The 17,708-nt window shown below is 54.7% G+C and carries 18 protein-coding genes; 5 read left to right on the top strand and 13 right to left on the bottom strand.

From position 1 onward, the window contains the following. Positions 1-343 precede the first annotated feature (343 nt). Both ACZCED_RS15170 and ACZCED_RS15165 read left to right on the top strand, forming a co-directional pair. Positions 344-922: a CBS domain-containing protein gene (locus tag ACZCED_RS15170; protein WP_462969850.1), complete on the top strand. Its 579-nt coding sequence runs from the start codon at positions 344-346 to the stop codon at positions 920-922. A 110-nt stretch (positions 923-1,032) separates the two neighbouring features. Continuing rightward, on the top strand, positions 1,033-2,340 hold the full coding sequence (locus tag ACZCED_RS15165; protein ID WP_464861133.1) for a transferase: 1,308 nt from the start codon (positions 1,033-1,035) through the stop codon (positions 2,338-2,340). Between the two features lie 140 nt (positions 2,341-2,480). On the opposite strand, the gene ACZCED_RS15160 is transcribed toward ACZCED_RS15165, so the two are convergent. The 5 genes from ACZCED_RS15160 to ACZCED_RS15140 form a co-directional block, all read right to left on the bottom strand. After that, on the bottom strand, positions 2,481-2,669 hold the full coding sequence (locus ACZCED_RS15160; protein WP_462969848.1) for a hypothetical protein: 189 nt from the start codon (positions 2,667-2,669) through the stop codon (positions 2,481-2,483). Positions 2,670-2,689: 20 nt separating this feature from the next. Continuing rightward, a complete protein-coding gene (locus tag ACZCED_RS15155) occupies positions 2,690-4,024 on the bottom strand; it encodes a phenylacetate--CoA ligase family protein (RefSeq protein WP_464861132.1) in 1,335 nt (444 codons plus the stop codon). Between the two features lie 13 nt (positions 4,025-4,037). Further along, on the bottom strand, positions 4,038-5,354 hold the full coding sequence (locus ACZCED_RS15150) for a TRAP transporter large permease (protein ID WP_462969846.1): 1,317 nt from the start codon (positions 5,352-5,354) through the stop codon (positions 4,038-4,040). After that, a complete protein-coding gene (locus ACZCED_RS15145) occupies positions 5,351-5,839 on the bottom strand; it encodes a TRAP transporter small permease (RefSeq protein WP_462969845.1) in 489 nt (162 codons plus the stop codon). The genes ACZCED_RS15150 and ACZCED_RS15145 overlap by 4 nt, the downstream gene beginning before the upstream one ends. A 67-nt stretch (positions 5,840-5,906) precedes the next feature. After that, the gene (locus ACZCED_RS15140) at positions 5,907-6,932 is read right to left on the bottom strand and encodes a TRAP transporter substrate-binding protein (RefSeq protein ID WP_462969844.1); all 1,026 of its coding nucleotides are present in this window, start codon (positions 6,930-6,932) and stop codon (positions 5,907-5,909) included. A gap of 668 nt (positions 6,933-7,600) precedes the next feature. Here ACZCED_RS15140 and ACZCED_RS15135 point away from each other — a divergent pair. Both ACZCED_RS15135 and ACZCED_RS15130 read left to right on the top strand, forming a co-directional pair. Then, the gene (locus tag ACZCED_RS15135; protein ID WP_464861131.1) at positions 7,601-8,089 is read left to right on the top strand and encodes a response regulator; all 489 of its coding nucleotides are present in this window, start codon (positions 7,601-7,603) and stop codon (positions 8,087-8,089) included. 16 nt (positions 8,090-8,105) lie between these two features. Next, the gene (locus ACZCED_RS15130; RefSeq protein WP_462969842.1) at positions 8,106-8,228 is read left to right on the top strand and encodes a hypothetical protein; all 123 of its coding nucleotides are present in this window, start codon (positions 8,106-8,108) and stop codon (positions 8,226-8,228) included. A 46-nt stretch (positions 8,229-8,274) separates the two neighbouring features. Here ACZCED_RS15130 and ACZCED_RS15125 read toward each other — a convergent pair whose 3' ends face one another. Further along, the gene (locus ACZCED_RS15125) at positions 8,275-8,973 is read right to left on the bottom strand and encodes a Crp/Fnr family transcriptional regulator (protein ID WP_462969841.1); all 699 of its coding nucleotides are present in this window, start codon (positions 8,971-8,973) and stop codon (positions 8,275-8,277) included. A 225-nt stretch (positions 8,974-9,198) separates the two neighbouring features. Between ACZCED_RS15125 and ACZCED_RS15120 the strand changes: the two genes are divergently transcribed. Then, the gene (locus tag ACZCED_RS15120) at positions 9,199-9,993 is read left to right on the top strand and encodes an IclR family transcriptional regulator (RefSeq protein WP_464861130.1); all 795 of its coding nucleotides are present in this window, start codon (positions 9,199-9,201) and stop codon (positions 9,991-9,993) included. 47 nt (positions 9,994-10,040) lie between these two features. Here ACZCED_RS15120 and thiS read toward each other — a convergent pair whose 3' ends face one another. From thiS to nuoB, 7 genes are all read right to left on the bottom strand, one after another. Then, entirely contained in the window at positions 10,041-10,259 is a 219-nt protein-coding gene (thiS, locus tag ACZCED_RS15115) for a sulfur carrier protein ThiS (protein WP_464861129.1), read from the bottom strand. Positions 10,260-10,326: 67 nt separating this feature from the next. Continuing rightward, complete coding sequence (locus tag ACZCED_RS15110) at positions 10,327-11,088, bottom strand: HesA/MoeB/ThiF family protein (RefSeq protein ID WP_462969838.1); 762 nt, start codon at positions 11,086-11,088, stop codon at positions 10,327-10,329. 119 nt (positions 11,089-11,207) lie between these two features. Further along, on the bottom strand, positions 11,208-13,565 hold the full coding sequence (locus ACZCED_RS15105) for a molybdopterin cofactor-binding domain-containing protein (RefSeq protein ID WP_462969837.1): 2,358 nt from the start codon (positions 13,563-13,565) through the stop codon (positions 11,208-11,210). Between the two features lie 87 nt (positions 13,566-13,652). Then, positions 13,653-14,105: a (2Fe-2S)-binding protein gene (locus ACZCED_RS15100; protein ID WP_462969836.1), complete on the bottom strand. Its 453-nt coding sequence runs from the start codon at positions 14,103-14,105 to the stop codon at positions 13,653-13,655. Positions 14,106-14,192: 87 nt separating this feature from the next. Beyond that, positions 14,193-15,071, bottom strand: coding sequence for an FAD binding domain-containing protein (locus ACZCED_RS15095; RefSeq protein ID WP_464861128.1), 879 nt, complete (start codon positions 15,069-15,071; stop codon positions 14,193-14,195). Positions 15,072-15,149: 78 nt separating this feature from the next. Beyond that, positions 15,150-16,175 carry a molybdopterin-binding protein gene (locus ACZCED_RS15090; RefSeq protein ID WP_462969834.1) on the bottom strand — a complete coding sequence of 342 codons (1,026 nt, stop codon included), beginning with the start codon at positions 16,173-16,175 and terminating at the stop codon, positions 15,150-15,152. Positions 16,176-16,828: 653 nt separating this feature from the next. Beyond that, positions 16,829-17,572 carry an NADH-quinone oxidoreductase subunit NuoB gene (nuoB, locus tag ACZCED_RS15085; RefSeq protein WP_462969833.1) on the bottom strand — a complete coding sequence of 248 codons (744 nt, stop codon included), beginning with the start codon at positions 17,570-17,572 and terminating at the stop codon, positions 16,829-16,831. Between the last annotated feature and the right edge of the window lie 136 nt (positions 17,573-17,708).

The raw sequence follows: 17,708 nt of genomic DNA, 5'->3' as shown, positions 1-17,708 counted from the left end.
GTTATTTTTCTATGGGGCTTCTCAACCCATTTAAATCGTATCGATTTGTGCGTGGGGGAAAAATTTTTGGAACGCCAGCGGTTGTCTACCACAGGGCAGGGGCAAGATCAAGAAAATGGTGTTCACTTTTGATACGTTAGCGTCGCCGACAGGCAGGGATGGTTCGGAGAAGTGGCTGAAACGCAAAGCCATATCGAACGTCAGTCAACCCCTTTCCTGACTAATTTTGTGATAATAGGGGTTTCGATTGATTTAACATCACATTCATGTTAGTTACGCCAAAAAACGACTGCCTTGAAGACGGGTTCAAGATTGGAATTAACCTCTCATCCGGAGACTCCCAGTGAAGAACTATCGCGTCAAAGATTTAATGGTGCCGATCTCGGAGTACGCTACCGTTTCCGAGGATGCGACCCTGTTTGAATCGGTGCTCGCACTGGAAAAGGCCCAGGAAAGCTATCAGCAAAGCCGATATTCCCACAGGGCCGTATTGATCCTGAACAAGGACAAACGGGTCATCGGCAGGCTCAGCCAGATGGACTTCCTCTGCGCCCTGGAACCCAGGGATGCCAATTTGGACCAAATCCGGAAATTCAAGCAATTCGGGTTCACCCGCAAAGCCGTTTCCCTGCAACAGGAAGAATACCTAAAAAACTCCCCACCGATTCTGGATGTATATTCGAAGGCGGCCAAATTGAAAGTGACCGACTTCATGCAGCCTCCCACCGAAGGAGAGTTTGTGGATGAAAACACATCCGTTGACAATGCCTTGCACCAGTTGACCAGCGGCTCCAATCTGTCGTTGCTGGTCACCCGGGGCACTCATATCGTCGGCGTATTGCGGTTGGCCGATGTATTCAGTGCGGTTTTTAATGCCATGAAGGAATCCGAATCACAACGATCAGGCGGGGCGCAACGATGAGAGAATTAGAAAAATTATTTGATCGGATCATCCAACGCGTTAACATTAATCTCCGGGAACGGGATTTTGATGTAAACCCTCTGGTTTACAAGCTTATCCCCACGCAGCAGATGACGAAATTTTATGCCTTTTACGGCATCACCCCCCATCATCCGCTGAACCTGGTGTTCAAGCACGCCAACCTCTCCGGCAGCTATTTCTTAGGACGATGCCGGGTGACCAACTCCCTGCTGTACAAGAGCGACATTCGGGGTGACGAACTGAAAAAAAAGGGAGACCTGTTTCAATATCAGGAGTTCAATATCCCGGTGGATCAGGATGAAGAGATTACGATCGATGACTGCTTTCTGATCAAGACCCTGGTGCACAATTTTTCCCATGACCCGGAGACCCTCGAGACGTTTTTTATCCGGGACACGGTTTCCACCCACTATGCCAACATCCATGGATCACCGTTGGACGGATGTTATCTGGGGCCCTTTTCGACGGTGGATCTGACCACCATGCGGGACTGCGTCATCGGCGCTTATTCCTATGTGCAAGCCGGGGAAATCAACCATCTGAGTATCGAACCCGGAACCGTCTGGGTCCGCAAGCCCGGTGACTTCAATTTCATGTACCGCCATCCAATCAATCAATTGAACAATTATATCTATTTTGCCAGCGGCAGCCCGCCTCAAGGCGTATTCATGGATTTTGTGGAAGATCGCAAGGAAGCGTTTCAGCGGGTGTTTAACGTGGTCAACATCGAACAGCCGGTGACGGTTCCCCCGAGTGCGTCTCTGGACCGCTTCGCCGTCATCAAGCCTAAAACCCATATTGGAGATAATGTTTTGGTGGCTCAGCGTGCGTTTCTCCAGAATTCCTGGCTCGGCAGGGGGGCCAATGCCCAGGAGAACTGCTATATTATCAACTCCAAACTCATGGGTAACAACGTCACCGCCCATGGTGCCAAGATTATCGAAGCGGACCTGGAGACCAATGTGTTTGTGGGATTCAATAGCTTTCTCCGGGGGCGACCCAACGCCAGGCTCAGCATCGGTCAGGACAGCATTATTATGCCCCACACGATCATCGATACGCATAAGGCATTGACCATTCCACCCGGGCATCTGGTATGGGGGCTGATCAATGAAGCCAAGGACCTTGAAACCAACACCATGTCGCTCAAGGCCTTTTCAAAGATCGACACCCGAATATGTAAGGGCAGCATGCTGTTCGAAGGCAGTGGAGGCAGCTTTGTGTCGGCATTTCAAGAGCGGATTCACCATATTCTGGAAGCCAACGGTGCCTTTTACGATGGAAATTTGAATCGCGGACACGCCCAGCGCAACCAGAACATCTCCTTTAACACCATTCAGCCTTATCCCAAGGGGGATAAGGAAGGCTTGTACCCGACCATTATCATCCAGCCGTAAAAATACGCGCAGGCCCTGCCATACCAATGTGACAGGGCCTGCGCTGTTTCCTGAAAATGCCTCTTTGCTTTTGATGCCTTTCACCTGCGCTGCTGGATCCGGTCTTCGGATGCAAGGGCAATCGGGTTGACGCACTGCCGTCAGTCATCCATGTCCAGAGCGACCGGGTCGCAGATATTCAGTTCCAGCATTTTGACACTGGCGAGAATGCGGTGGGCATTTCTGGCCAGCGCCGGGAAATTTTCTCCCATGCGGCTGAGTTTCTCGGCGGCCGATTTAATGTGACGGATTTCGGCATCCATTTTTTTCAAATCATGGATTGGCTCCATCGCCATACGACTCCTTGTTATCAATGTTTGCGCATATCCTTAAACCGCCTGGCCTTGACATCATACCTGGGCAGCCGGCCGTAGTCGTAGAATTCGATGCGGTACCCCAGGTTGGTCTTCAAGCGCAGACGGTCTTTGAGCTGGCCTTCGATCGCTTTGACGCGATCTTCCTGACCGCTCTGCAGTTCCACTTTGAGCTTGATGCGGTCCACATCTCCCAGCTTGTCTACGATCACTTCGTACTCATCGCCCAGGCCGTCTATGCTCCTGACCACTTCTTCAATGGCCGATGGGGCCAGGAGTACGCCTTTGACCTTGGTGATATCGTCGGCCCGTCCGACGACGCCCCCCTTGATCAGGCGGAAGGTGCGACCACAGGCACACGTGGCCGTATCCCATTCAATGATATCCTTGGCATCGAAGCGAACGCACGGTTGCGCGAACCGATCCAGTGCCGTGATGATCATTTTGCCGCGACGCCCGGGCTCATCGATGATTTCACCGGTTTCCATATCCTCGATTTCCACCAGAAAGAAGGCGTCGTTGACGTGCATCCCTCCCGGCTGGGCCTCGCATTCAAAGGACCAGGCCCCGATCTCCGTCGCCCCCGCATGGTCGAATACCCGGGCGTTCCAGGCGTTTTGCATTCGCTTCTTGGTGGCGGGAATGCTGGCGCCCGGTTCACCGGCGCAGGTGATTTTCTTGATGCCCAGACCGGATGGGTCGATGCCCATTTTTCTTATGGCCGTATCGGCCATGCCCAGTACATAGGTGGGCGTGGCCATCATGGCGGTGGCTTTCAATTCCTGGATTTTCAGAATGCGGGCCTGGGTGTCCAACACGCCGCCGGGCACGACTTCGCACCCGATCTTTTCGGCGGCGTAATGACCGGCCCAGAAGGCCACAAAAATATTGTAACCAAAGGGTATGAACACGCGATCCGATGGACGGTACCCCTGTGCCCACAGGATGAAAGCCCAGCATTCGGCCCACCACTCCCAATCCTGCCAGGTATCCGCCTGATACACCGGCTGTCCGGTGGTCCCGCTGGTCTGGCGAAACGCCGTGACCGCCTCCAGGGGTACGCAGAGTGCATCCCCATAAGGAAAGGGGTCCTTGCGCTGGATGTCGCGCATCATGGATTTTTCCACCTTGGGCACATGGCGGATATCTTCACGATTTCGAATATCCTCAGGCCCAATACCGGCCCGGTCATACAGCGCGCGGTGAAACCGCGATTGGTCATAGGCCCAACGGAAAATTTTTTTAAATTTTTTCAATTGCAGCGCCCGCAGGCGCTCCGGGTCCGCCGTTTCCAGAACCGGGTTCCAGTATGGCTGGTTGGCAAGCATCATGGGCCTCCATCGGTCAGTACATGAGATCGGGTAACCAGGTGATGATCTGGGGGAATAGGGTCATGAGGATCGTTCCTGCGATGATGGCGATGAGGAAGGGAATGATGCCTTTGAAAATCGCCTCCAGCGGAATACCTCCTACCGCACTCTGAGCGACCCCGTAGACGACGTAGACATTGATGCCGACCGGCGGTGTGATTACGCCCATTTGGGTCACGAGTACGATGATGACGCCGAACCAGATGGGGTCATAGCCCAGTTGCGTGATCACGATGGGATAAAAAATGGGGATCGTCAGCATCACCAGGGCGAGCGCGTCCATAATGCAGCCGCCGAGCAGATACACGCCGACAACAGTAGCCAGAATCAGAAATGGCGGCAGGTCGAGATCGCCGACCCAGGCGGCGATGTCATAGGGGATCCGCGTAACGGCCAGGAATTTGCCTAATACCACGGCACCGGCAATCAGAAACATGACCATGCAGGATGTGCGCAGGGTTTCGTACAAGGACTTGACGAAACCATCCCAACTCAGTTGCCTGCGGACAACAGAGACGGCCAGAACCCCGAAGACACCCACGGCTGCCGCTTCCGTCGGTGTAAAAAATCCGAAAAACAGGCCCGCCATCACCAGGATGAAGACCAGTACGGTGTCACCCATGCCGGTCAGTGATCGGAATTTCTCTCCCCAGGTGAATGTTTCGCCGGGGGGACCCTGATCCGGATACAGCCGGCAGTGAATAAAGATGGTAATAATGAAAAGAATCGTCATGACGATGGCCGGGAGGATGCCGGCCACGAACAGCGCGCCGATGGATTGCTCGGTCAGGATGCCGTAAACGATCAACACCACGCTGGGCGGCATGATCATGCCCAGTCCCCCGCCGGAGGCCACCGATCCGGAACTCAGTTCATCCGCGTAGCGGTAGCGTTTCATCTCCGGCAATCCCACGGTGGCCATGGTGGCGGCGGTAGCCGGGCTCGACCCGCATACCGCCCCGAAGGCAGTACAGGCGGTAACCGTGGCCATGGCCAGCCCGCCCCGCGTGCTGCCTAAAAATTTGTAGGCCGTGGCATACAGCCGTTTGCCGATGCCGCTGTTGAAGGCCAGCTGGCCCATCAGAATGAATAAGGGGATGGTGGTCAGGCCGTATGATGAAAAGGTTTCATAGATATTTCTGGACAGCAGGTTCAAGCCGCCTTTAACGGAGATCATCGAACTGAAACCCACCCAACCTACAAGGATCATGACGTAGGCCACAGGCATCCGGGTCAGGAAAATCGCCAGCATGATCAGCAGGCCAAGGATTCCAACCAGTGTAGGACTCATTTCTTACCCATTAGCAGTTTGATATTGTTGATGACGTCTTCGAGGATGGTCAACGTGAGCACCAGAAAGCAGAAAGCGGTGAGAAAAATAATTGAATGCAGGGGGAATTCAAGGTTCATGGACACTTCGCCGGAACGATGAATGGTTGCGGCATAGCGGGTCATGCGCCAGGTGACGACGGCAAACAGCAGCAGACTGACCGCATGGGTGCACAGTTCGATGATGGCCTGGGTCCGCGTGGAAAGCAGGCGAACAAGGATTTCGACGCCGGCGTGCCCCCTGGCTTGATGGGTGTAGGGCAGGGCCAGGGCCGCTGTCAACGTGGCCATGAAACCGACGATCTCGACCGATCCCAAGATGGGGTGCCCCAGGTAGCGGCCGACCACATCGGCACAGGTCAGCAGGGTCATCCCCATCAGACAGACAGCGCCCAGACCCTTCAACACGTTCCGCAATCGTCCGGATAACTTGATCAGGATGTTCATTTCCACTCGTTCACTGTTTAGGGTGGGGAATAATGGAGCCGCCTGGGCGGCTCCTTTTGAAAGGGACTTACTGAAGTTCGCCCAGGGTCTTGACGATGGTATCGACGACTTCCTGGGCGTTGCCGATCCCCTTCTTTTTGGCATCGACCACATAATCACTGATGATGGGTTCGACCGCTTTTTTCCAGCGGGCCTGTTCCTTCTCGTCGAGGCCGATGATCTCGCCCCCCTGGCTGAGGAAATACTTCATCCCCAGCATGTCACTGGTATCCCACGCCTCGCCGTGTTTGACGGCCCACTCGGCATTGATTGCCTCGATCGCCTGCTGGACATCGGCCGGCAGCGATTCCCATTTATCTTTGCTCATGACCACAAAAAAAGATGTCGTGTAGGCCGAATCGAAAGCAGCGGTCATATAGTCGGTCACCTCGCCGAGTTTCCAGCCCTTGTTGGATTCCATGGGGTATAGCGCTCCGTCAACCACTCCTTTTTGAAGCATTTCGTAGGTTTCCGGCATGGGCTTGGGAACGGGGGTGCCGCCCAGCGCCTGGACAACCAGGGCACTGGTGCCATGGGCCCTGAACTTCAGGCCTTGCATGTCCTCCAGTTTGCGCACCGCCTTGCCCTTGGTATGAACCAGGCCCGGGCCGTGGGCATGCAGGTACATCACCTTGACGTCATCGAATTCCTTGGGCTGGAATTTCTTGTAAACCCGGTTGATCACCTCCGTGGCGACTGCGCCGCTGTGATACCCGAGCGGCAAATCAACGGCCGAGATGAGCGGGAAACGGCCCCGGGTATATGCCAGAACGGAAAAACCGATATCGGATAAGCCTTCCACTACGCCATCATAACATTGCTGGGCCTTGGTAAGCGTTCCCCCCGGGAAATAATCGACGGTGACCTTTCCGCCGGTCCGCTTTTCGACCTCTTTGCACCAGGACTCGGCCAGTATGCTCTGAACATGACTCGGCGGGAAAAAATTGCTGTAGGTGAGTTTGACAGGACCGGCTTGGGTGACGGTCGGCATCGCGGTGAAGCATACAAGACTGATCGACAACGCCAAAAACGAAGCGGCAATACGATGGTTCATGGCAACCTCCTTACCAGTTATGGGTGGACACGTGTGTGCCTTGCGCCGTTCACGGTGCCCCATGGCACCCCGTCGGATGCGCGGGCCAGGCGAATATCATTTGGTCATCGGGGAAAGCTGTTCATGAAAACGATATAGAAACAGTAAATCTTGCATAGATGGCCACATTTGGCAACAGGCCATCGTAACTAGTCAAGCGTTGCGTTCTGAATGCCATGAAAGATACAAACAGCGCCATGCCGTTGCCGAAAAGTGAATGTTATTCATTAATTATATAAAAATTTCATAATGATTTACTGGTAACCATCGCCTTCTGTCTATGACACCCATCATACTCATGGAAAAATAGTGCGCCTCAGCCGGGGGTATCACTGAGGTCGCATCGTAAACCGCGATAGCGAGCACATTCCCCGTCGCTTGCGGCGGGGTTGGCGAGCGAACTGGAAATCGATTTTTTATGCTTACGGTGAAGATTCTCCGTGGCTTGCCGCGGTGAATTTTCAATCGTTGGGTAGTGAAAAGGGCGGCAACCGGGATGGCTGGATTAATGAGGTCCGCAGGCGATCGAGCCAAAGAAGGGCAGTTCTCTTGTATTGCCGTTAAACGGCAGTATTATTGGAAAAAGGGTTGTGCAACACCCATCGAACCCAGACCGGAGAGAATGCATCATGTCAGATTACCCGTATATCGAAAACAAGCGAATCCTGATGGTTGACGATGAGCCGGATGTTCTGGACAGCCTGGAAGACCTGTTGGGAATGTGCCAACTCACCCGGGCGTCCAGCTTTGCGGATGCTAGGACACTTCTCGAAAATCGTTATTTCCATATCGTCATCCTGGACATCATGGGGGTCGGCGGATATGAGTTGCTTGAAATCGCCACAGCAAAGAACCTCACCACCGTCATGCTGACCGCTCATGCCTTCAGTCCCGACAATCTACTGAAGTCCTACCAAGGGGGTGCCGCTTCATATCTGCCGAAAGAAGAGATGATCAATGTTGCGTCCTTTTTGAATGACATCATGGAAGACAAGGAAAAAGGGAAAAATCCATGGACGCGATGGTATGGCCGGATGGGTTCCTTTTTGGAAAAACGCTTTGGTGCGGATTGGCAGAAACCGGATCAGGCCTTCTGGGAAAGGTTCCCGTTCTATTGAACGCAGGCGACGCGGCATGAAAGCAAAAGATGGTTCCAGTGATGCGGTCATGGCCGCTTTTCGTTGGGACGCAAAAGCAAGCCCATCATGCTATTCCCCTGTCATCGTCATGCCGACAGTCATTCTTGGGGTCGATTGACCCCTTCCCCGCGGCACCCCGAGGACGATCTGCTCGCTATCACGGTTCACAGCCACAACATACCGCTGTCGGAATCGGCGAACGCTTCGGGTTTGAGAATATCTATTCTGCTTCTTTGGGTGGTGATCAATCCCTTTTTGCGCAGCTTGGACAACGCCCGTAGCGATGACTCGACGGTCGTACCGATCATTTCCGCGATCTCGATGCTGGTAAATCGTAAGGTGGGTCCGAATTTCAGGTATAAGGCATGCAAGATGCGGCGCATGCGCTGATCCACATTTTTACCCACCATGTCCAAAATACGACTGTTGGCGCTGTCCACCGCATTTCCCAGCACGGTGATGATTGCGGAGATAACTGAAGGGTGTTGAAATGCAAAGGCGATGAAATCGGTCTGTTTCAGCAAAACGACCATCGAATCTCTCATGGCTCTCGCCTCGATCATGCGGGGTTTTTTTGAGAACGTGCTGACCAGGTTCAGCGGTTCACCGGCCACGGCCAGCAGATAGGTCAGCCGATGCCCTTCCAACGAGCAGATGCTGACGCGCACCAGCCCTTTGGCAACGAGGTAGAAATGGCGTTGCGGGTCGTTGGCATGGAAAATGGTATCGCCTTTGGCAAATGGTATGGATATGGCCTTGGCGGCCATTGCATGGCGCGCCTGGGGCTTGAGTCCTCGAAAACATATCGACTGTTCGAAAACCACGGCCATTTCATCCAATCCAAGCATCCCGATACCGTTCATATCATGGCGATCCAACCAAAATTCATCATAGTGAAAGATTGAGTTCCACGCCCTTAATCGGGCAGGGAACCGGCAACCTCATTATATACTATATATTCAAGTATTAAGATGTTAATTCAATTCGCCGTTATCTGTTGACTTGATTGATGCATACAGATATAAATTCATTGCAATAAACACGCTTTTTACCAGATACCTTTAGTGATTGTCGACATAGCGGGACCGATGCGAAAGACGACTTCAGCGGACAAACTGCCAGGTTACCAGGCCCCGGCCGTGCACAAAGCCTTTCACGTGTTACGCAAAGTGGCTGAATCCCGCCAGCATCTTGGCCTCACCGATCTTGCGATGCAATTGGGATACAGTAAAAGCACGACCCATGGCCTGGTCCACGCCCTGCTCCGTGAAGGCGCACTCGCGCAAGGGCCGGACGGTCGCAAACTCTATTTGGGGCCGACAGTTATGGACCTGGCTTTTTCAAGCTTTAATTACCCTAAAATGGTCGATTCGATCCACCCCATTATCGATTCATTGAGAGATCAAATTAAAGAGACAATGGTAGTCGGTGCGTTCATCTGCAACGGCATACTGATTATGGCCGCGGCAGAGTCCGAGGACCCGTTAAAGATATCGGCATCCCCGGGAACCACCTTGCCGCTTTTTGCCGGTGCTGCAGGAAAAGCGTTTCTTGCCGCAAAAACAAACGATGCAGTAAAACAGTTGATTCGTGAGAAAGGACTCCCTCAACATACACCCCGCTCAATTGTAAATGAGAACGACTATTTGGCCGAACTGGAGCGGGTACGTTCGAATGGCCATGCCATCGACGATGAAGAATATCTGATCGGCGTTAAAGCGATAGCCGTGGCGTTGAATAACATAATCGGTCCCCCCATGGCCATCTGGGCGGTGGGGCTGTCGAGCAGCATGGATACGGAAAAAATTCAGGACGCCATTGACCGGATCACTGATGTAAAAGCAAAACTTCACAAAACAATGAATAAAACCCTTGTATATTAGAATATATCTATCTGGTAGCTATCGATTTAATTTATTCGCAAACGGGTTCAACCCCCGAAATTCGGGTTGATAAATTCAAGCCGGTCTTCCTGTTTGGCGATGGTGGTTGCATACGCCCGGGGGTAGACGAATCGCCCGTTTAACTCCACGATTAAATCCGGGTCCGTCTCCCCGAAATTGCTTATCAGCGTTTCCAGCGTGCTGCCGGCCATCACCCGTTCCCGCACGTCGTTAATCGTGATTTCTATATATTCATTTTTTTCCATAGGGTCTTTCATGATGATTGTGTGGGTTGACCGGCCGACTTGACCGGATGAAGATAAAGGTCCTCGGTCAACTTTCAACAGGTTGTTTGCGATGGCAGATGCGGCAGTCCGGGTTTTGATCGACAGCGACTTTTTTGATGCGCATGTCCAGGCCGTGAACGTGCATCAGTGACCCTGACAGCCCCGCTCCCTTGCCAATCAACAGTTTAATGGCCTCCACACACTGCAGGGAGGCAATCACCCCGGCCGCAGGTCCGACAACCCCGACGGCTTCGGGTTCAGTGTGCCTATCGGCGGGGAAGATACATTCCAGGCAAGCGAACCGGCCCGGGATGAATGTTGCCACCATACCATCAAATCCATTTACGCCGCCAAAAATGAAGGGAATGTTTTTTTCCCAGGCAGCACGGTGGATCACTCTCCGGGTGTCGATGGTATCGGTGCCGTCAAGTATCAGGTTGCAGCCGCTCACCATTGGACCCACCGTTTCGCCGGTGATTCGTGCGGCCATGGTTTCGATATGGCACCAGGGGTTCAGCGATTTCAGCTTCGCCAGAGCGGAAACCGTTTTAGGTTTTCCGAGATCAGCGGTCGTATGCAGGATCTGCCGGTTCAGGTTGTGACCGACAACCCTGTCCATATCTATGATCCTCAAATGACCGACGCCGGCGGCCGCCATGTAATAGGCAGAGATGGAACCCAGCCCGCCCAGTCCGGCAATCATTACTGTGGCCTGCTTGATGCGCTGCTGGCCACGTTCGCCGATTTCGGGTATGCTCATTTGTCGCCGGTAGCGGCGTTTCTCTTCCTTTGACAGGCAAAACGGCATGGGTCTTCCTCACGTGTGCCAATAACCCGATGGCCACGGTCCAATGGAGGAAGCTGCCCATGGGCAGCCCCTTCATTGATGATTTGGCTGTTGACTGTTCATCCGGCCCCGCACGCGTTTCAGCCCTTCTGCGCATTTTTTTGCTGCAGCGCTTCGAAAATGCGCTGCGGTGTCAAGGGCAGTTCGTAAATCCGAACGCCGGTGGCGTCATAAACCGCATTCAAAACGGCTGGAATGGTGGGCATGATGGCACCTTCCCCCACCTCCTTGGCGCCGAAAGGGCCGTTGGGTTCGTTGGTTTCAACGACGATGGCCTCCACCGGCGGCATATCCAGGGCAGTGACCATTTTATACTCGGCGAGGTCATTGTTGATTATATGGCCTTTGTCGTCGAACTTGACTTCCTCGTGCATGGCTTCGCCGATGCCCATCGAGACGGAGCCTTCCATCTGTCCTTCCACCGACGTGCGGTTGATCGCCTTGCCGCAGTCGTGGGCGTCGGTGACCTTTTCAATAGTCACCTGGCCGGTTTCCAGATCCACATCGACTTCCACCACCTGGGCGCTGCATCCATAGGCCGGTGACGTGCCGACGGCGGCGCCCTTGTATTTGCCTCCCAGAAACTGGGGTTTGTATTTGCCGGTGCCGACGATGGATCCTTTGGCCAGATAGGCGATCCGCGAAGCCTCCTTGAAGGTCAGCGGCCCGGAATCCGGATTGTCCGACCAGCCGCGATGCTCCTTGATGTAGCGCGTACGCATCTGGGAAAAATCCACATCGTCGCGGTCAAAAACGATGTGGCCGTTCTTGATGTCGATCGCTTCTATCGGCAGGTTCAATTCATCGGCCAAAATCTCGACCACCTGACGTTTCACATCTTCAGCTGCCTCTTTGGCGGCATGACCGGTCATCAGGGTCTGGCGGCTGGAATAGGCGCCCAGGTCCACACCCATGTCGGTGTCGCCGGATGCCAGCCGGACACATTCCAGGGGAACGCCGAGGGCTTCGGCGACAATCATGGCAAAAGTGGTGTCCGATCCCTGGCCGATTTCCGCCGACGCCGTGTAGACCAGAACGGTGCCGCCGTCTTCGGTCAGTTTCACCATCACCGTCCCGTGGTAGGTATCGGACCGATAGATCGGAAAACCGGCACCGGAGACGAAGAACCCGCACGCCAGGCCGATGCCCTTGCCGGGCGGCAGCTTACCTTTTTTGCTTTTCCAGGCCGATCCGCTGGTGACCGCATCCAGGCACTCGGCCATGCCGAAGCTGCTCATGTTGAGATCGTTGCAGGTGGTATCGCCGGTTTTCATCATGTTCTTCTGCCTGATCTCCACCGGGTCGATACCCAGTTCTTCGGCAATCATATCCAACTGCTGTTCGAAGGCGGCCCGGGCGATCACCGCTCCGTGCCCCCGCTGAGCGCCGCAGGCCGGTTTGTTATTGTATATGCGGTAGCCGTCGTATTTCATGTTGGGCAGCTTGTAGGGCCCGCCCAGCAGCGAGCCCGAATAGTAAACCGTGGCGATGCCGAAGCTGGAATAGGCGCCGCCGTCCAGGTAGGCCTCGTGCTCCAGGGCCATGAGAGTGCCGTCTTTTTTGACACCGATGCTCATTTTGTGAGTAAATCCGTGCCGGGCCCGGCCGTACATGAAGACCTGCGCTCGGGTGTAATTCATTTTGACCGGTTTCCCGGTTTTGATGGCCAGCAGACAGCATGCCAGCTCCATGGGGTTGGCCGCGGCTTTGATGCCGAATCCGGCGCCCACGTATGGTTTGATCACGCGGACCTTGCCCACATCCAACCCCAGCACCATGGCCACCGTGCGTTGGACGTAGTGCGGCACCTGGGTGGAACTGGTCAGGGTCAGGTTGCCCGCGTGGTCGACCTCGGCCAGACACCCCTGGGGTTCGATGAAACCGCCATCCTGGCGCTTGTTCTTGACCGTGGTGGTCTTGATCAGGTCACACGCCTTGAAGGCTGCGGCGACATCGCCGAACTCCTGGTGCACCTCCGCGCAAATGTTGCCGGGATATTTCTCATGCAACTGGGGCGCACCTTCGGCCATGGCATCTTCGACGGTGAACACCGCCGGCAATTCTTCATACGCCACCTTGATCAAGGCCACCGCTTTTTCGGCAGTCTCGAGATCGATGGCTGCCACGGCGGCAATTTCATCGCCAACATAGCGGACCTTGTCATGGCAGAACAGCGTTTCGTCATATCGCGCGGGGCTTACGCCGTAAGGTGTCAATCCGGCTTCTTTGGCCGTAACGACACATTTGACGCCGGGCAGCCGCTCCGCAGCCGAGGTATCGATGCTGAGAATTCGGGCATGGGCAAGGGGGCTTTGCAGCAGGGCGCCGTGCAGCATGCCCGGTTTGCTGATGTCATCCACAAATACCGCCCGACCGGTGGCCTTGGCGGGCGTATCGAGTCTCCTGGCCCGGCTGTTGATCACATGATATCCACTCATAACTGCTTCCTTCCATAATCGGTTGGTCAAATCCGGAGGCGTTTAAAGCGTCTATCGTCTCCATGATGACGGCCGGCAAACAGCGGACTAAACGCTTTTGATCGCTTCGATGATTTTCTGATAACCGGTGCAGCGGCATAGGTTTCCAGAAATGGCCGCCCGTATGTCGCCTTCCTCCGGGTTGGGGTGATGATCCAACAAATGCTTGGCGGACAAGATCATCCCGGGAGAACAAAATCCGCACTGGATGGCCCCTTTTTCCACGAAAGCATCCTGCAGGGGATGGAGTCCCTCCTCGGTTTCGAGCCCTTCGATGGTTTCGACCGTGCGTCCGTTGGCCTGAACGGCCAGCACCAGGCAGGAATTGACCGGTATCCCGTCCAATATGACGGTGCAGGCGCCGCAATCGCCTGTCTCACATCCCTTTTTAGTTCCCGTCAGGCCCAACTCGTACCGGATGAGATTGGTCAGGGTCAGATTGGGTTCAACCGCTATTTCATGCTCACGGTCATTCACCGTCAGTTTGATCAGCTTTTTCATTTTTTACGCCTCGTTTGTTCTCATTTCCAGAACGTTATCGGGAATAACCCAACCGCTGGGTCCATGCCTGCATCAACAGGAAAGCGGTCAGGCGCCGACGGCTCGTCGGTAGGCAATGTCCAGGGTGCGTTTGGTCAAGACCCCTGCCATGGCCTTGCGATAGCTGGCCGCGCCTCTAAAATCATCGATGGGTGTACAATCCTGCCTGGCGGCTTCACCGGCTTTGATAAACAGGCGCTCATCGGGCTTCTGGCCGATCAGCACGGCTTCCGCGGCAGCGGCCCGAAGCGGGGTCGGGCCCACCGAACCCATGACGATGCGTGCTTTTTTTACGCATCCGTCCTTTTCATCTAACGCAATGAACGAAGCGACATTGACAATGTTGCAGTCCTGGGCCTTGCGCACGCCCAGGTTGATGTAACCGGCACCCTCGCCCGGGCCGGGCACCGGTACCCGGATCTCGGTCAATATTTCATCGACATCGATTTCGGTAAACCCGGGCCCCTTAAAGAAATCTCCCAGTGGGAGCGCTCTTTTTCCTCTGCGGCTCTCAAGCATGGCGGTGGCGCCGTAGGCAATCAATGACGGGGGCAGGTCGGCTGCGGGTCGGGCCGAGCCGATATTGCCGCCGATGGTCGCCCGGTTGCGCACCAGGGGTGAACCGAGGGCGTTGGCGCCAGCGCGCAGGGCACCCAGTTTTTTTTCAACCAGGCTCTCGACGGCCAGTTCGGCCACCGTGCAGCGTCCACCGATGATGATCTGATCGCCCTTTTCTTCGATACCCTGCATGGAAGAAATCCGTGACAGGCAGACCAGATGTTCCGGAGCCAGGATTTTCTTCTTCATGTTGACCATCAGATCGGTGCCGCCTGCCAGCAGTTTGGCCTTGGCACCGTAAGTGGCCATGATCTCACAGGCTTCATCGATCGAAGTCGGTTCATGGAAATCAAACATGGGCAGCAGCATCTGTCCCTCCTGTGATAAGATTCTTTTTCTTAAGACGTCGTCTATGACATGGGTGCCGTCGGTACAAGCAATCGCCGATCACCCGGTTTTCCCGAATGAACAGGCGGGATACCTGCAATCCGGGCAGTTGGAGCAGAATCCGCCATGGCCCATGGAAACGATATCGGCCCGGGTTACCGTTTCACCTGCCAGCATGCGGGGCACCACCAGATCGAAGATACTGGCCTTGTGGTACATGACACAGCCGGGCAATCCAACCACGGGGACATCGCCGATATGGGCAAGCATAAACATGGCACCCGGTAAAACGGGCGCGCCGTAAGTGACCACCTTGCCGCCCGCGGCGCGGATACTCGCCGGCGTTTGATCGTCAGGATCCACGGACATGCCGCCGGTCACCGCGACAAATTCCGCGCCGTCGCGGATGAGCCCCTTGATGGCATCCACGGTCATGCGAATGTCATCGGAGACCAATACCTGCTTGATCACCTCACTGCCAAACGAACTGAACTTCTCACGCAGTACCGGTCCGAATTGGTCTTCGATGCGACCATGATAGATTTCACTCCCCGTCGTAACAATTCCGACTTTTAGCGCAGTGAACGATTTGACCTGAATCAATGGAAAATTTTCCCGGCAAATCCGTTCAACCGCTGTTATCCGTTTTTCATCAGTATACAAGGGGATGATTCGCGTTCCGGCCACTGCCTGATCAGCAGCTACATGATGGTGGGTGTGCAAGGTGGCGAACATGACATCGTCGATGTCATTGATGCGGTACAAGGCATCCGTGTTCACCTTGAGCAATCCGCTTTGTGTGGCGACCAGGTTTACCTTGCCCTCGACTGGTTCTGTCAGGCGGAGTCCGTTTCCGGTCGCTGCGACGGCAATTCTTCGGGCGGCCTCATCTTCATGGAGCCCGCCGGCTTGCCTGTCGAAGACGTAAACATGCGCTTTGCCGAGATCAAGCAGTTTCGGAACATCCTCCGGTTGAATAATTCGCCCCTTCTTGAAGGCCCGTCCTTTGAAAGAACCCGGTACGATCTGGGTGATATCGTGGCACAGCACCTTTCCGACGGCATCTTCAACAGAAACGGTTTTCATGTCTGACTCCCATTTGGGAAAAATTTCGCAGGCCGGTATAGAATTGAAAAATATTCATTATATTGAACTTGATCATTACTACCCACAAAATCGTCGTGTCAAGCCTATTCTTTGCCAACATTCTAATAAAACAGTTAGAAAATTATTAACTGGTGCCTATAATAATTATTCCCATTGATTAAATCGTTCAAGTTTTATCGATGAAATACTAAATAGTTCACTATAATGAACATCATAATCCAGGCGGACCGTTGCCGCCCCAGGGCGGACCCAATAGGCATATGGCGTGATCGATTCATTTCGCACCGCATGTGGGGAACCCTTCGGTGGACCGGGCCGGCCGTCAATGGCGTTAATGATCGATCTTCGTGTGCGTGGGGCGGGGTGTTTCCGGGCGTCTTTGTTCGGGGTGCCTGAAGGATCCGACAGCCATTTATCGATAGCCAATCTGATGGTCCGGGGTGCGCGTGTTTCGCCGCACTCCCGGCTCTGCGGGAAGAACGATGTCCTGCCCCACGGCGTTCTTTTTACCTGCCACCATCCTGCGAAGAGCCCCGACCGTAAAAGCGAGGTCATTCACCGTCGCTTGCGGCGGGGGTAGCGAGGGAACGACAAATCGGTTTTCATCCCTACGGTGCTGCGCAGCAGCGCCTTTACTTGAAAAAAGTCAACAGCGCATGCAGGTTGCTCATGGGGTGCGGCGGGCAGCCGGGAATGTACAGGTCCACGGGCAGCAGGGTATCCAGCCCTTCGGTGATTTCGGGGCTGCCCCGGAATGGACCGCCGGTCAGGGTACAACTGCCCACGGCGATCACCACTCGCGGTTCGGGGACGGCTTCGTAAGTCTGAAGAAGGGCGGTTTTCATGTTGCGGGAAATCGGGCCGGTAACCACGATGCCGTCGGCATGGCGCGGGGAGGCCACGAAGTTGATGCCGAAGCGTGCCAGATCGAAAAACGGGGTGGCCAGCACGTTCAGGTCGGCTTCGCAGGCGTTGCAGCCGGCGGCCGACACCTGGCGAAGCTGGAGCGACCGGCCAAAGAGTTTCTTGAAGTGCTGCCGGGAGTGAGCCGCCAGATCCGGGATATCACCGGCGGTGATCAGGTGTTCTTTTTGGGCAACGGCGACGGCAAAGTCCTGGGTGAAGGTGATGAACTGGCCGCTGGAAAGGCGTTCGCAGGTACCGCAGAAGACGCAGCGACCCATGTCGATGGCTTTGGCAGCTGCGTCGATGGCATCCTGGGGGCAGGCTGCCGCACATGCGGATGCCATCGCTGCCGGCGCATCCGGGTTGATTTGCGGACGTCCCCGGTAGCGGGGCAGCAGCTGGACGTTCTCTTTCGGGTACTTGGAGGTTTTACAGCCTTGTTCGAACCTGTTTTTGAGTACATTTAGCATAATGGATTCGCTCTGCCGTTATGGATATCTTCGTGAATTAAATTCTCATTTATAGATGATGAAAGCCTAAAAAGTTGGTTTCCCGGCGGTTTCGTAAAACCTTCGAGATCGAGGCATACAAATCTCGATGAATGAG

It is taken from the genome of Desulfosarcina sp. (genome assembly GCF_055467485.1).
Note: the sequence above shows the minus strand (reverse complement) of the source record. Positions and strands in the feature narration are given on the sequence as shown.